Origin of the sequence: Maribacter sp. 2-571, from assembly GCF_050589625.1 — a bacterium.
Taxonomy (GTDB): domain Bacteria; phylum Bacteroidota; class Bacteroidia; order Flavobacteriales; family Flavobacteriaceae; genus Pelagihabitans.
Window position 1 is genome coordinate 198,955 of the sequence record NZ_JBNGOP010000004.1, and the last position, 14,601, is coordinate 213,555.

12 protein-coding genes are annotated in these 14,601 nt (G+C 43.7%); 10 read left to right on the plus strand and 2 right to left on the minus strand.

Annotated elements, in window-relative coordinates:
• Window positions 1-708: 708 nt before the first annotated feature.
• Window positions 709-1,647 (plus strand): calcium/sodium antiporter, encoded by a 939-nt coding sequence (locus ACRD7P_RS04810; RefSeq protein ID WP_430906373.1) that lies wholly within the window; start codon window positions 709-711, stop codon window positions 1,645-1,647.
• A gap of 168 nt (window positions 1,648-1,815) precedes the next feature.
• Window positions 1,816-3,417 carry a carboxypeptidase-like regulatory domain-containing protein gene (locus ACRD7P_RS04815; RefSeq protein ID WP_430906374.1) on the plus strand — a complete coding sequence of 534 codons (1,602 nt, stop codon included), beginning with the start codon at window positions 1,816-1,818 and terminating at the stop codon, window positions 3,415-3,417.
• Window positions 3,418-3,575: 158 nt separating this feature from the next.
• Here the strand turns inward: ACRD7P_RS04815 and ACRD7P_RS04820 are convergent, their stop codons facing one another.
• Window positions 3,576-4,592 carry a glutamine synthetase beta-grasp domain-containing protein gene (locus ACRD7P_RS04820; RefSeq protein ID WP_430906376.1) on the minus strand — a complete coding sequence of 339 codons (1,017 nt, stop codon included), beginning with the start codon at window positions 4,590-4,592 and terminating at the stop codon, window positions 3,576-3,578.
• 207 nt (window positions 4,593-4,799) lie between these two features.
• Here ACRD7P_RS04820 and ACRD7P_RS04825 point away from each other — a divergent pair, with 207 nt between their 5' ends.
• The 7 genes from ACRD7P_RS04825 (at window position 4,800) to pyrF (ending at window position 12,689) form a co-directional block, all read left to right on the plus strand.
• Window positions 4,800-6,986: a glutamine synthetase III gene (locus ACRD7P_RS04825; RefSeq protein ID WP_430906377.1), complete on the plus strand. Its 2,187-nt coding sequence runs from the start codon at window positions 4,800-4,802 to the stop codon at window positions 6,984-6,986.
• 149 nt (window positions 6,987-7,135) lie between these two features.
• Complete coding sequence (locus ACRD7P_RS04830) at window positions 7,136-8,317, plus strand: AIR synthase related protein (protein WP_430906378.1); 1,182 nt, start codon at window positions 7,136-7,138, stop codon at window positions 8,315-8,317.
• 122 nt (window positions 8,318-8,439) lie between these two features.
• Window positions 8,440-8,886 (plus strand): ubiquinol-cytochrome c reductase iron-sulfur subunit, encoded by a 447-nt coding sequence (locus tag ACRD7P_RS04835; protein WP_430906379.1) that lies wholly within the window; start codon window positions 8,440-8,442, stop codon window positions 8,884-8,886.
• A gap of 18 nt (window positions 8,887-8,904) precedes the next feature.
• A complete protein-coding gene (locus tag ACRD7P_RS04840; RefSeq protein WP_430906380.1) occupies window positions 8,905-9,354 on the plus strand; it encodes a thioredoxin family protein in 450 nt (149 codons plus the stop codon).
• The gene (locus ACRD7P_RS04845) at window positions 9,351-10,346 is read left to right on the plus strand and encodes an FAD:protein FMN transferase (RefSeq protein ID WP_430906381.1); all 996 of its coding nucleotides are present in this window, start codon (window positions 9,351-9,353) and stop codon (window positions 10,344-10,346) included. Before ACRD7P_RS04840 ends, ACRD7P_RS04845 begins: the two co-directional genes overlap by 4 nt.
• A 170-nt stretch (window positions 10,347-10,516) precedes the next feature.
• Entirely contained in the window at window positions 10,517-11,593 is a 1,077-nt protein-coding gene (gene prfA / locus ACRD7P_RS04850; protein WP_430906383.1) for a peptide chain release factor 1, read from the plus strand.
• Between the two features lie 271 nt (window positions 11,594-11,864).
• Window positions 11,865-12,689 (plus strand): orotidine-5'-phosphate decarboxylase, encoded by an 825-nt coding sequence (gene pyrF / locus ACRD7P_RS04855; RefSeq protein WP_430906384.1) that lies wholly within the window; start codon window positions 11,865-11,867, stop codon window positions 12,687-12,689.
• Here pyrF and ACRD7P_RS04860 read toward each other — a convergent pair.
• On the minus strand, window positions 12,686-12,883 hold the full coding sequence (locus ACRD7P_RS04860; protein WP_430906385.1) for a hypothetical protein: 198 nt from the start codon (window positions 12,881-12,883) through the stop codon (window positions 12,686-12,688). The two genes, pyrF and ACRD7P_RS04860, sit on opposite strands and share 4 nt — an antisense overlap.
• Before the next feature lie 811 nt (window positions 12,884-13,694).
• On the opposite strand from ACRD7P_RS04860, the gene ACRD7P_RS04865 reads away from it, so the two are divergent.
• Complete coding sequence (locus ACRD7P_RS04865) at window positions 13,695-14,504, plus strand: alpha/beta fold hydrolase (protein ID WP_430906386.1); 810 nt, start codon at window positions 13,695-13,697, stop codon at window positions 14,502-14,504.
• Window positions 14,505-14,601: the final 97 nt, after the last annotated feature.

Genomic DNA, 14,601 nt, shown 5'->3' on the forward strand with positions numbered 1-14,601 from the left:
AAATAGTACTCGATAATCGATTATCCAAATAAGATATATCAAAAAGTCACATATTTCCTAGCAAAATCATTGAAATTAATGCAATTGAATACGAAATTGTAAGTAAAAAGACGATTATGATATTAAAAGTATACACGACCTCTTGAGAGTTGTTTCAAACAGATAGTTATAAATCATTTTTGCCTTATAGAGTATTATGAATGAAGGGGTGTTTTAAACGACTTTTTTGATGACAAGGGCATTTCCGCTCCAAAAACACCTTTTTTTGAAGATTCCGTTCTTTTGAACCAAAAAATAATAATCAGAAAGGCGGGTGTTAGCGTTCGGTTTTGGTCAACAAAAAAATCGGTTTTGCAGCTTTTTGAAAGTTATGGGAAACCTATCTTTTGTCCGTTTTGGCAATTTACGTTGGTATCTTCTAGTAGTATTCGTTTAAACAGGTTCCTTTAAGGTGAGGTAATGGGGCAAATGGTTCCCTTGCTTGATTACCATGGTTAGTGGAGCGTATTCAATTTAGGGGAAGCCTTTCCCGGGAGTATTTGTAGCTTCAGATCTTCAACACCTTGGTAGTTGCATTTGGCGGTCAACAATTACTATGGATTAAAAACACCCCAAACCATTTCAAAGTTAGAATGGTATAACAAAGAGTTTTCGGTTTAGGTAAAAATCTTGTTCTATATTTGTCGGTAAGTTTATAAGCACTGACCAATGCTCAATCTTTTTTATATCATAGCGGGCCTAGTGCTCTTGATCGCTGGTGGAAACTGGTTGTTGAAGGCGGCCGTGGCGCTCTCCCTTAAGCTCAATATCCCAAAAATCGTAATCGGAATGACGGTGGTCTCCTTTGCTACCTCCGCCCCGGAACTTATTGTGAGCATCAAAGCGGCTTTGGACGGTTTTCCCGATTTGGCGTTGGGCAATGTAGTTGGTTCCAACATTGCGAATCTTGGTCTGGTTCTGGGAGTTACCGTTATTTTGGGCGGGATCGATGTGAACAAAAGTTTTTACACTACCGATTGGCCAGTAATGATGGTAGCTTCCCTACTGTTCTTTGGAACGATTTTTTTCGATGGCGAGATACAACAATATGAAGGTATTGTTATGGTAAGCCTATTGTTCTTGTTTTTGGTTTACCTGCTGCGCTTCCAAAAAACCGCCGTAGTAGATGAAATTCCCGAAGACGATATTCCCCAGCCCTTGTTCAAAACGGTACTTTTTTTAGGTCTCGGCGGGACTGCCCTATGGGGTGGTTCGGAATTGCTCATTACCGGAGCCGTAGGGTTGGCAGAAACCTACGGGGTAAGCGAGCGGATTATCGGGGTCACCATTGTATCCATAGGAACGAGTATTCCGGAGCTGGCGGCTTCCATTATTGCGGTGATAAAAAAGGAAAAAGCAATTTCTTTAGGGAACCTTTTAGGGTCCAATATTTTTAATATTTTGGCGGTATTGGGCATCACTTCCATCATTACGCCGATACGGGTCATGGACCAACGATTACTCGAAAACGATATCTTTTGGATGCTGGGCTTTTCCTTCCTGCTTTTGCCCCTGGTTTTTTTCCCAAAAGGATTACGTTTAGGGTGGCGAGATGGCATAATTCTTGTGTGCCTTTATTTACTTTTTGTGTACTTTACCATTAAGTAATTGGAATCGTTTTTGCACTACTGAAATCTTTTGGATTTGAAGCCTTATTAACGCCTGTACGCCATGTAAGGTGTTCGAATATTGTGACGGGCATTGGGGTAAATAGCCGCTCCGTACTTGGGTTTCGGATAGGGGACAAGGACGCACTATTGGACTAAAATGAATGTTATGCGCTTTAAAAATACCCTACTGACCCTATTTTTTTTAATAGCTATCGGAGCTAATGGCCAGGACGGCTTTGTGGAGGGGATGCTTTTTGATGAAAAGACGAAGGAGCCGATTCCTTTTGCCACCATACGGATAAAAGGATACTCCCTTGGTGTAATCTCGAACAGGGATGGTGGGTTTAAAATTCCAGAAAAATTTCAGGACTTTGGGGATGTTTTGGAGATATCATGCCTTGGGTATCTAAAAAAAGAGGTGGACATGAAGAATCTTTATCGAACTATGGTGAATCGGATACGACTCGTTCCCAGCATATTTGAGCTCGACGAAGCTATCGTTATTGCCGAAAAAAGGAAACCGTTGTCCGCCAAAAAAATTGTTAAGAAAGCGATTGAGCGTATCATAAGGAATCATCCGATAAACTCCTTTTCAACGGTGGGCTACTATAGGGACTATCAATTAAAAAATAATAAATATATAAATCTTAACGAAGCCATTTTAAATGTTTTCGATCGCGGTTTTGATGAGTTGGACTGGGAAACGTCCAAAGTGAAATTGTACGCGTACCGACAAAATGCCACCTTTGGAAGAGATACCTTGGGAGCGCAACCGTACGACTACGCTTCCAACCAAAAAATAATAGATAACAACAGTTATCTCAATAACTATGGCGGCAATGAGTTTACCATACTAAAGATTCACGATGCAATCCGCAACCACAGGATCAATTCGTATTCCTTCGTCAATCGCCTTCATTATAATTTTGTGCCCAATCATGATTTTTTTATCGGAAAAAATGTGTTTTTGGATGATGAGGTACTGTACCGCATCCACTTTAAAAAAACGATGCATCCCTACAATGCTTCGGGGACGATCTACATTTCCAAAAGAGATTTTGCCATCCATAAAATGGAATATACCGTTTTGCGTAAGGTGAAGGAAAAGGATCCTTTAAAACCAAAGCATACCATTGAGAAAGAGCGCCTGCACTATAGGGTAATTACGGAATACCGAAGAAAGGAAGGTAAAATGTACTTGAACTACATTTCGTTCAACAATAGGTTTCAAGTTCGGAAACCACCGGAGTTCAGGGTACGGGAAGTGGTGGTACTACCGGATCAAAAGGCGTTTAAACTTTCGTTTACCGGTGATGTAGCAGAAAAAAGAGCCTTTCAAAAAGGAAATTATCGGATCTTGTATAAGGGCAAAAAGTTGAAATTTGAACGGGTAGTTGTCATGGGAGATCAAGTAAAGTTGTTTCCTAAGTTGGCAAACCAACGTGAAGAACAGGCTTTTCGGGAAATTTGCGAACTGTCGCAAAACGTAGATTATGTATCCGGCGACCTGACAGTAAATGTAATGGACATTGAAGATACCTACGGGCGAAAGATAAACCATTCGGAAATAGAGGAGTATGATCAGTTTAGGGAGTTTTTTGTGCAACGGGTCAGTTGGATCACAGATGTTCCGGAGTCCGATATGTTTATGAACAAGAGTATTCCTATTTTTAAAGGACAGCCGGTTGAAAGACCCGATGATTTTGGGGATTATTGGATGAACACCCCATTGCAGAAAGTGGCGGGCGGTCTGGTATTGGAACGGTAGCCGGTTATCATTACCTAACGGGACCGTACAACCTTGTCCGTTGGACGAAAAGGGGTATTTACCACAGGGGAACGAGCTGCTGTGAAAAACCAAAAACCGCTTTCAAATACAAGATTCGAAAGCGGTTTTTCTTAACAACAATTGATATGGTAAAACGACTATACGTCTGCTGATTTTACCGTTTTAATAATTCTACTTGCAATTTTGTACGGGTCACCGTTGGAAGCAGGTCTACGATCTTCCAACCATCCTTTCCAGCCACTTTCTACGGTAGCGATCGGAATTCGGATAGAAGCGCCCCTGTCGGAGATTCCAAAACTGAATTCGTCGATAGACTGTGTTTCATGGTCTCCGGTCAAACGCTGGTCGTTAAACTCTCCATAAACCGCAATATGCTCCTTGACCACAGGTCTGAAAGCTTCACATATTTTTTCATAAGTCGCTTTGTCCCCACAGGTTCGCAACGTATTGTTGGAGAAGTTGGCATGCATACCCGAACCGTTCCAATCCATATCCTTCCCTAATGGCTTTGGATGATATTCGATATAGTATCCATAGTCCTCGGTCAAACGGTCTAAAAGATATCGTGCTATCCAAATTTCATCACCGGCAATTTTTGCGCCCTTGCCGAACAATTGAAATTCCCACTGTCCGGAAGCCACCTCTTGGTTGATTCCTTCAAAATTAAGACCCGCTGCAATACATAGATCGGCATGTTTTTCCACCAATTCCCTTCCATGGGTGTTTCTTCCACCGACGGAACAATAGTACATTCCCTGTGGAGCAGGGTAACCTCCAACGGGAAAACCTAAAGGAAGCTGTGTTTTGGTGTCCATGATAAAATACTCCTGTTCAAAACCGAACCAGAAATCATTATCATCATCGTCAATAGTGGAACGCCCGTTAGAAACGTGTGGGGTACCATCTGCATTTAAAACTTCGGTCATTACCAAGAAACCGTCTTTTCTGGCGGGGTCTGGATAAATAGCTACCGGTTTAAGCAAGCAATCTGAAGCTCCACCTTCCGCTTGTTTTGTTGAACTTCCATCAAAAGACCACATAGGGCAATCTTCTAGCTTTCCGCCAAAGTCGTTTACCACTTTGGTCTTACTTCGCATGTTCTGTGTCGGGAAATACCCATCCAACCAGATATACTCCAATTTTGATTTACTCATAATATTCGGTAGTTAATTTTAAATTAAAAGACCTACAAAAATAATTTTTTTGACGAATTGAGCTCAAAAATGAGGGGGTAAATAGTTAACATTTTAATCTTTTTTTGATTACCCCCATTTTTTTAAGGGTATTTTGTGAAATAGTTATTTTTTGATGCTAATTTTGACAAGTTTTCAACAAAATGCTCATCGAAAAGTAGAACGACCATGTCCAAACAACGTTTTAAAGCCATTTTAGAGAGTCAAAAAAGGCCGATTATCGAAGTAAAAGAGGAGGGAAGGCGCTCCGATTTTTTTGCGAAAAACGTCTTTAACGAGGATAAAATGATCCAATATCTGACAAAAGACGCGCTGAACAGCGTAAAGGGAGCGGTTTTTTCGGGATCGAAAATAGATCGGAAAATTGCCGATCAGGTAGCGGAAGCGATGAAGGCATGGGCCATATCGATAGGGGCGACCCATTACACGCATTGGTTTCAGCCGTTGACCGGTGCTACCGCCGAGAAACACGACGCTTTTTTTGATCTTTTGCCGGACGGAAAGGCTTTAGAGAAATTTGGAGGGGGGCAATTGGTGCAACAAGAGCCCGATGCCTCCAGCTTTCCGAGCGGCGGTATCCGAAATACCTTTGAGGCCAGGGGGTACACCGCATGGGATCCTACATCCCCTGCTTTTGTGTACGACACTACCCTCTGTATACCTACGATATTCGTATCCTACACCGGTGAGGCACTCGACAACAAGGCCCCGCTCTTACGGGCGTTGAATTCCATTGATGAGGCCGCCACCGCGGTTGCACGGTACTTTGATAAGAACGTTTCAAAGGTGAATGCCACTTTGGGTTGGGAACAAGAGTACTTTTTGATCGATAAGGCCTTGGCACATTCAAGGCCCGATATCAATATGACGGGCCGTACATTGATCGGAAATGCCGCGGCAAAAGGGCAGCAGTTGGACGATCATTACTTTGGCGTCATACCACAACGGGCCATCGGTTTTATGAAAGACCTCGAAAAAGAATGTACCCTACTCGGTATTCCCGTTAAAACGCGCCATAATGAAGTGGCGCCCAATCAATTTGAGTTGGCACCGGTGTACGAAGAGGCCAATTTGGCGGTCGACCATAACCTATTGTTGATGGACGTAATGGAAAAAGTGGCCGACAAACACCATTTTAAAGTACTATTTCACGAAAAACCCTTTGCCGGAATAAACGGTTCCGGAAAACACAACAACTGGTCCTTGGCCACGGATACCGGGGTCAATCTGTTGAGTCCAGGATCTACACCGATGAAAAACCTACAGTTCCTTACGTTTTTCATCAACACCATAAAGGCGGTAGATACCTACGAGGAGTTGCTACGGTCTTCCATTGCTTCCGCTAGCAACGATCATCGTTTGGGGGCCAATGAGGCGCCGCCCGCTATTCTTTCCATATTTATCGGGGAACAACTGGGCAACGTATTGGATGAATTGGAAGGGGTGTCCCAAGGAAAACTGTCGCCGGAAGAAAAAACGGAACTGAAGTTGAACGTGGTCGGTAAGATCCCGGAAATTTTATTGGACAATACCGATCGAAACCGCACTTCTCCCTTTGCCTTTACCGGCAATAAGTTTGAAATGCGCGGGGTAGGGGCCAAAACCAATTGCGCCAAGCCGATGACGGTGTTGAACACTATTGTGTCCAAACAGCTCAGGGCGTTTAAAAAAGAGGTCGATGCCCTGATCGACACAAAAAACTTAAAGAAGGACGAAGCGGTTTTCAATGTTTTGCGGGAATATATAAAAACCTCCAAGCGTATCCGTTTTGATGGCGATGGATACAGTGATGCTTGGCAGAAGGAAGCCAAGAGAAGAAAACTGAGCAATAATAAAAATTGTCCACAAGCACTTCGGGTACTTACCGCAAGCAAGACCATTGCCTTGTTTAAAGCGACCAAGGTCATGAGCGAGACCGAAATTCGTGCAAGACAGGAAGTGGAATTGGAGGCCTACATATTGCATGTTCAAATTGAAAGCCGTCTTTTTGGGGAATTGGTATATGGCTATGTGCTACCGGCGACCATAACGTATCAAAACAAACTCATCAAAAACGTTACCGGACTCAAGGATATTTTTGGTGCTGCGCACCGTCCATTGGCCGGGGGACAATTATCCTTGATCGAACAAATGGCGGAACATATCGCTACACTTAAAAAAATGATCGATGCTATGGGCGATGCCCGCAAAAAGGCAAACAAAATATCCGACACCCACAAAAAAGCCGTTTCGTATTGCGAAAACGTACTTCCCTATTTCCACACTATTCGACAGCATTGCGATTCCCTGGAAAAATTGGTAGATGACAGCGTTTGGCCCTTGACCAAATACCGAGAGCTTCTTTTTATCAAATAAGGGTCTTTTTTCATGTATGGTATCCTATCCAACACGGTGATGGTGCCCCGTGCGTTTATGTATAGAAGGCCTGGGCGTTTTCCTTAGCATTAAATGATCGAAATGACATTTTTTTAACACGATTTCCTATTTTTGCCAAAACAGATTCCATGAGTTCCTCAGCCAGTGAAAGGTACCAGCAAAGAGGCGTTTCCGCCGATAAAGAAGACGTGCACAATGCAATCAAGAATATCGATAAAGGCCTCTTCCCAAAGGCTTTTTGTAAAATTGTGCCGGATTACCTGACCGGTGACGAGGAGTACTGTTTGATAATGCATGCCGATGGCGCGGGAACAAAATCGGCCCTGGCCTACATGTATTGGAAGGAGACCGGTGACCTATCGGTCTGGAAGGGAATCGCCCAGGACGCGTTGATCATGAATATTGATGATCTTATCTGTGTTGGCGCGACCGATAATATCATGCTTTCATCTACCATCGGTAGGAATAAAAACTTGATTCCCGGCGAGGTGATCTCGGCCATTATCAATGGAACCGAATCGCTTATTTCAGACTTGAAAAAACATGGCATTACCATTCATTCCACCGGCGGGGAAACTGCGGATGTCGGCGATCTGGTGCGTACCATCATCGTAGATTCCACTGTTACCGCCAGGATCAAAAGGACCGATGTGGTCGACAACGCCAATATACGGCCAGGAGACGTTATCGTGGGCTTGGCTTCTTTTGGTCAGGCAATCTATGAAAACGAATACAATGGGGGAATGGGAAGTAATGGGCTCACCTCGGCACGGCACGATGTGTTTTCAAAATATCTGGCCGCAAAGTATCCTGAAAGTTATGATGCCGCCGTTCCCGAGGCTTTGGTATATTCCGGTGACGTGAAACTTACCGATACGGTTTCCGATGCGCCCCTGGATGCCGGTAAACTGGTATTGTCACCAACACGTACCTATGCGCCCATTGTAAAGGCTATCCTAAAAGATTTAGGAGGGCAGCAGATCCACGGTATGGTGCATTGCAGTGGAGGGGCACAGACCAAAATTCTTCATTTTATTGATAAGCTTCATGTGGTAAAGAACAATTTGTTTCCCGTTCCGCCACTGTTCAAACTGATTCAGGAACAGTCGGGAACCGATTGGCAGGAAATGTACAAGGTCTTTAATTGCGGTCATCGTTTGGAGTTTTATGTATCCCCCGAGGTAGCGCCCGAAATCATCCGTGTGTCGAAACGTTTCGGTGTGGCGGCGCAAATCGTGGGCAAGGTAACCGCTAGCGATACAAAAAAGTTGACCATTAAAAGTGCGTACGGGGTCTTTGAATATGCCTAGCTGTAAGCTTTTCCTTGGTTGCCTTGTACCATTTGTCCGTATGGTTCGTCCGTATGTCGAATTCTCCACGATTTTGATACGATTCCCACGTTTTGCACGTTCTTTTTGTAACTAGGTATGTCATGGAAAGAAAACAATTTTTAAGAAGTATGGGCGCAGGCGCGGCTTTTGCCCTGTTGTTCCCCTGTGTTCAAGGATGTTCCAAAGATGGGGACGAACCCGACGGGACGATAAAGGACGAACCCACGGGAGTCGATTTTACGGTCGATCTTAATTCGCCGGAAGCCGCTGATTTGATTGAAAACGGAGGATATATTCTCAAAAACGATGTGGTCGTCGCACGGAATTTGGAGGGGGAATTGATCGCTGCAAGCCAAATATGCAGTCACCAAGGGTACGACCAGGTTCGGTTCGTATCGCAGAACGGCGGTATTTTTTATTGCGATGTACACGGTTCCCAATTCGAACAGGACGGAACTCCGTTGAACCAAGTGGATAACAGCCCTGCCAAGGTTTTAAAGGTCTACAATACCACGCTTACGGATACTGTTTTAAGGGTGTTCGAATAAGAATGGCACCCATTTTGTATGATTAAGCTAATGATGAAGCCGATACTTGCTCTTTTTGTCTACAGTTATGCTTTCGCCGCCATAGGGCAGACTTGGGAAGTAGACTATGCCCATGCCGTAAAAATGGCGAAGGAAGATAACAAAACACTTGTTGTGGTGTTCAGTGGTTCCGATTGGTGTGCACCCTGTATCAAATTGGATCGGGAAATCTGGCAATCGGAATACGTGAAAAGTAATAATAACGAGCAATTTATTTTCTACAAGGCCGACTTTCCCAGAAAAAAGGTAAATCGGCTATCCGCGGACAAAGCGGACACCAACGCCGCACTCGCGGCGCGCTTGAATCCACGAGGTCATTTTCCGTTAGTGGTCGTATTGGACGCGGATGGGAATGCCACGGGAGCCTTGGGTTACAAAAAAATAAGCCCTCAAAACTATTTTGAACAACTAAACCGATTGGTCCCGTGAAAGGGCTCATTCCCTTTCTGTTCTTTTTATCGGTGCTGTATGGTTCGGCGCAGGATGGCGGGTACGTTACGGTCAACCGAAACGTGACCCTTATGGGGAGTCCTTTTGAGATAACCGTAGTATCCGTTAACGAGGAATTGGGATACATCAGTATTGATGAGGCAATCGCGGAGATCGAAAGAATAGAGAAAATGATTTCCGCCTGGAATCCCGACTCTGAAACGGCCTTGATCAACAAAAATGCAGGTATAAAACCGGTGAAGGTCAGTGACGAACTGTTTGCCCTGATCGAACGTGCGAACCAGGTATCCGCCATTACCAATGGGGCCTTCGACCTTACCTTTGCCTCGATCAATACCATTTGGAAATTTGACGGAACCATGGAGCGTATGCCCACGGCTTCCGAATTAAAAAAGTCGATCGCCAAAGTGGGCTACGAAAAAATTATATTGAATGCCGCCAAACGCACCGTGTATCTTAAGGAGAAAGGAATGAAAATTGGCTTTGGTGCCATAGGGAAGGGGTATGCCGCCGATAGGGCAAAACAACTTCTGGTATCGAAACAGGTGATTTCCGGCGTTATTAACGCGGGAGGCGATACCACTACCTGGGGTACAAAGGCCAGCGGCGAGAAGTGGTTGGTAGGGGTGGCCCACCTCAAAGGGCGACAACGGATTTTTTCGTGGTTACCTATTGTGGAGTCGTCCGTTGCCACCTCCGAAAACTCCGATAAATATGTCATTTTTAACGGAAAAAAATATACCCATATTATAGACCCAAGGAACGGCATGCCCGCCACTGGCATTAAAAGGGTATCGGTATTTGCTAAAAGTGCCGAAACATGTGATGCGCTTGCAACAGCTGTTTTTATTATGGGCAAAGAAGCGGGAATAGCCTTGATCGATCAATTGGGCGGTCCAGAGGTAATCTTGATAGACGACGACGACAATATGTACAAAAGCGACGGGATCTTACTTGATGGTTCCGACTAAGGGTACTTAAAAAACCACTTTGCTTTAATTCCTTTCGAAGCCTTACATTCCGTGGACCAAATTCATTAAAAAGATCTTAGAGGGGCGTAGATCCGTTCTTTATTAATGTACAATTTATCGTAAATTCGCAATTGCAGCGGCGGAACTTCTTTCGCACCGAACAGAGGAATATGATTGATAAATTGAACATTGTAAAACAGCGCTTTGATGAGGTGTCCGACCTTATTATTCAACCGGACATTATCAGCGATCAAAAGCGTTACGTACAATTGACCAAAGAGTATAAGGATTTAAAACAGCTAGTCGAAAAACGGGACCGCTATATCGAGATCACCGATAACATTTCCGAGGCCGAGGAGATCATTGCCGATGGTAGTGATGCCGAGATGGTGGAAATGGCCAAAATGCAACTGGAAGAGGGAAAGGCACAAATGCCGCTTTTGGAGGAAGAGATCAAGCTGATGCTCATTCCGAAAGACCCTGAAGACGCAAAAGATGTGGTGGTTGAAATACGTGCCGGAACCGGTGGTGATGAAGCCAGTATTTTTGCGGGCGACCTCTTCCGTATGTATACCAAGTATTGTGAATCAAAAGGATGGAGGACCAACGTTATCGATTTGAGCGAGGGTACCAGCGGAGGGTATAAAGAGATCCAGTTTGAAGTAAGCGGGGAAGACGTATACGGGACCCTGAAATTTGAGGCCGGGGTACACCGGGTACAACGTGTTCCACAGACCGAAACGCAGGGACGGGTACACACCAGTGCAGCTACCGTTATGGTACTTCCGGAAGCGGAGGATTTTGATGTGCAAATAGACCCCAAAGATGTTCGAATCGATTTTTTCTGTTCCTCGGGCCCAGGAGGACAATCGGTAAATACCACTTATTCCGCTGTTCGTTTGACGCACGTTCCCACAGGTTTGGTAGCGCAATGCCAGGATCAAAAGTCACAACATAAAAACAAGGAGAAGGCGTTTAAAGTACTTCGCTCACGACTGTACGATCTGGAACTCGCCAAAAAGCAGGAAGAAGATGCCGCCAAGCGAAATTCACAGGTGAGCAGTGGCGACCGGTCCGCCAAAATACGCACGTACAACTATCCACAAGGACGGGTAACCGACCACCGTATCGGATTGACGCTCTACGATCTGCAAAACATCATTGATGGCGATGTCCAAAAAATTATTGACGAACTAAGTTTGGTGGAAAATACCGAGAAGCTCAAAGAGGCGTCCGAAACGTTTTGATAGGGTGCAATTACCAAAAGTGTACGAAAGGATGAAAATGCATTTATGGAGGTACGGCTTACTCAAAAAATTGACAATAGTAGTTTGGTAAGCTTTTGTTCGCGACTTTGGCAATACCCTCGAGGATATCCGACCCCTCTATTGGACAACAGGCAATTTTTAAATTTTCCGTTTATAAGATTGTTCATTTTGAAGGCAGTTTTGGGTAACGAACATAGACCACTTCCTTGCCAATAAATTTTAATTCGTTGTTAAAAACCGTTAGTTTCCAATGACCATTGAAAAGTTAATCGAACAGATACATCAAAAACAATCGTTTTTAGCGGTCGGACTCGATACCGATCTTGATAAGATACCCCGGCATCTGTTGGATTCGGATGACCCGATTTTTGAGTTCAATAAAGCCATTATCGATGCTACCCATCAATACTGTGTGGCCTACAAGCCGAATATCGCTTTTTATGAAGCCTATGGATTGGAGGGCTGGAAGGCGCTAGAGCGTACCATTGGCTATTTAAATGAAAACTATCCCGATATATTTACCATTGCCGATGCAAAAAGAGGGGATATCGGCAACACCGCTTCCCGATATGCCAAAGCATTCTTTGAAAACCTGAATTTCGATTCCATTACCGTAGCGCCCTATATGGGTAAAGATGCTGTAGAACCTTTTTTGGCGTTCGAGGACAAGCACGCCATTTTGTTGGCATTGACCTCTAATAAAGGCGCTTTTGATTATCAAACACAAGATATAAATGGCCTTCCCTTATATCAAAAGGTATTGCAAACCTCCAAAGACTACCAGAATGCCCATCGGTTGATGTATGTTGTAGGGGCTACCAAAGCGGAATTTTTGACCGAAATCCGCAGTATCATACCCAATAGCTTTTTATTGGTGCCCGGTGTTGGGGCGCAGGGTGGAAGTCTGGCCGAGGTGTGTAAATATGGAATGACTGCCGATGTAGGCCTATTGGTAAATTCTTCAAGAGGCATTATCTATGCTTCCGACGGAGTAGATTTCGCTTCGGAAGCGGGCAAAAGTGCACAGCTGCTGCAGGAACAGATGGCGGTAGAACTTCAAAAAATAACGTCTTAAGCGACCAGGTTTTCTAAAATCTTTTTGATTTTTAGTGCCTTTAGTTCAAAAAACTCACCAAGCTTCGCATCGGCGTATTCTCCTTTTGAAGCTTTTTCCAAAAAGTGTTGATATTGATACTCCAAAAGAGCTATCGTTTTACTACCCGAACTGAGTGGGGTTACCGTTCCTACCTTACAATACTGCTTTTCCATAACAAAATGTTGCTTTTTACAAATATACGTTACAAACCGCCTTTTGGACTTGACAGATCGTTGTACAACCTTAAAAATCAGTTCTTTTGATGCGGTCGGTCCAAAACGACCGTTCAGGTGTATCCTTTACGGTTTAAAATGTTTGGTATAGGTTTTGGCGACAAATGGAACCAAGCCCATTATTTGGTCCGTAATGGTACCTTTATGGTAGTTGGTTGTTTAACAGGGTGTTAAATGGATGATCGTTGCCTTCTTCATGGTACCCATACTTTTCGAAATCAAGGGTCGTCCCAAATGTTTTCAAAACTATCTTTCGTAAAAACAATAGTTGTTTTAGAAGCGGTAGCAACATAATACCATTTCTATCCTAGAATTACCGATTGAAAATTGTCCTTTTCCGTTTATACATCAAGAACCCATTTAGACTTTTTTAATTGGCTAAAAAATTGCCCTTTTTCGCTCGACGCGACGGCCGGCTCCTCATCAAAAGCCAAATCATTGGCTTTTTCTTTCGGCCCTGTCTTTTTTTCCTCCCGTAGCCCTGCTATGAAACTCAAAAAAGTCTTCAACAGGCCTTAAAATGGATAATTTTCGCTTCAATCCAAAAAGTCTAAATGAGTTCCAAAATAAAGAAAAACCGTAGCTACTGCTATGCTTTATTTTTCTTTTTCGTCCAACCAAAAAATGACGGCTTTTTATTTGGGCGATTTTATAGTTAAAATGGTATAAAATGTTAAAAATAGCATCAAACCGGGCTTTACCGTTAAAAGTTTAATACATTGGTCACTTATAAACGGCCGACCGAACATTTATGCTAAACTATACTACCTACGTGCGCACCGAAGCTACCCAGTGGGTGACCTTTGTACACGGTGCGGGAGGCAGTTCTTCCATCTGGCATAAGCAACTTAGGGAGTTCAAAAAGTATTTTAACGTGCTATTGCTCGATTTGCGAGGTCATGGCAATTCAAAGCCCAATCTCAAGGATGCTTTTAGCGACAAATACACGTTCGACTCCATTACTGACGACATTGTTGAGGTAATCGATTATGAAAACATTCCCGAATCACATTTTGTGGGTATTTCTTTAGGGACCATTTTAATTCGCAATTTGGCCGAAAAATATCCGGAGAAGGTATCGAGTATGGTAATGGGCGGAGCGATCATGAAACTGGATTTTAGATCACAGGTACTCATGCGGTTGGGCGTTATCTTTAAATCGATAGTGCCGTACATTTGGTTGTATAAATTTTTCGCGTTCATCATTATGCCCAACAAAAATCATCGCGAGTCAAGATCGTTGTTCGTTAGGGAAGCCAAAAAGTTATATCAAAAAGAATTTATCCGTTGGTTTAAACTCACTTCGGAGATAAACCCTTTGTTACGCTTCTTTCGAGGGGCCGATATTGAAATCCCTACGCTATATGTAATGGGAGGAGAGGACCATCTTTTTTTACCGACCGTAGAAAACGTAGTGCAAAAACATAAGGCGAGCACTTTGGTAACCATTCAATTTTGCGGGCATGTGGTCAATGTGGAGCAACCACAACTGTTCAATGGGCTTGTGATCAATTATTTGAATAATTTACGACTTCCCGGTGCGGTCTCTCAAGTAGGATAATTCTTGTCTTCTGTTTTGTAAACCATCTGTTCCCGACCGAAACCGAGAGTGAAGAATTATGGTTAGCTAAAAGTACCATTTTAAAAAGGCCTTTGGC

What these genes read in the sequence shown, in the direction of transcription:
- ACRD7P_RS04825 (WP_430906377.1), top strand. Translation starts at nt 4,800, where the DNA reads ATGTCCAAACAACGTTTTAAAGCCATTTTAGAGAGTCAAAAAAGGCCG.
- ACRD7P_RS04835 (WP_430906379.1), top strand. Translation starts at nt 8,440, where the DNA reads ATGGAAAGAAAACAATTTTTAAGAAGTATGGGCGCAGGCGCGGCTTTT.
- ACRD7P_RS04820 (WP_430906376.1), bottom strand. Translation starts at nt 4,592, where the DNA reads ATGAGTAAATCAAAATTGGAGTATATCTGGTTGGATGGGTATTTCCCG.
- prfA (WP_430906383.1), top strand. Translation starts at nt 10,517, where the DNA reads ATGATTGATAAATTGAACATTGTAAAACAGCGCTTTGATGAGGTGTCC.
- ACRD7P_RS04830 (WP_430906378.1), top strand. Translation starts at nt 7,136, where the DNA reads ATGAGTTCCTCAGCCAGTGAAAGGTACCAGCAAAGAGGCGTTTCCGCC.
- ACRD7P_RS04860 (WP_430906385.1), bottom strand. Translation starts at nt 12,883, where the DNA reads ATGGAAAAGCAGTATTGTAAGGTAGGAACGGTAACCCCACTCAGTTCG.
- ACRD7P_RS04865 (WP_430906386.1), top strand. Translation starts at nt 13,695, where the DNA reads ATGCTAAACTATACTACCTACGTGCGCACCGAAGCTACCCAGTGGGTG.
- ACRD7P_RS04815 (WP_430906374.1), top strand. Translation starts at nt 1,816, where the DNA reads ATGCGCTTTAAAAATACCCTACTGACCCTATTTTTTTTAATAGCTATC.
- ACRD7P_RS04810 (WP_430906373.1), top strand. Translation starts at nt 709, where the DNA reads ATGCTCAATCTTTTTTATATCATAGCGGGCCTAGTGCTCTTGATCGCT.
- pyrF (WP_430906384.1), top strand. Translation starts at nt 11,865, where the DNA reads ATGACCATTGAAAAGTTAATCGAACAGATACATCAAAAACAATCGTTT.
- ACRD7P_RS04840 (WP_430906380.1), top strand. Translation starts at nt 8,905, where the DNA reads ATGATTAAGCTAATGATGAAGCCGATACTTGCTCTTTTTGTCTACAGT.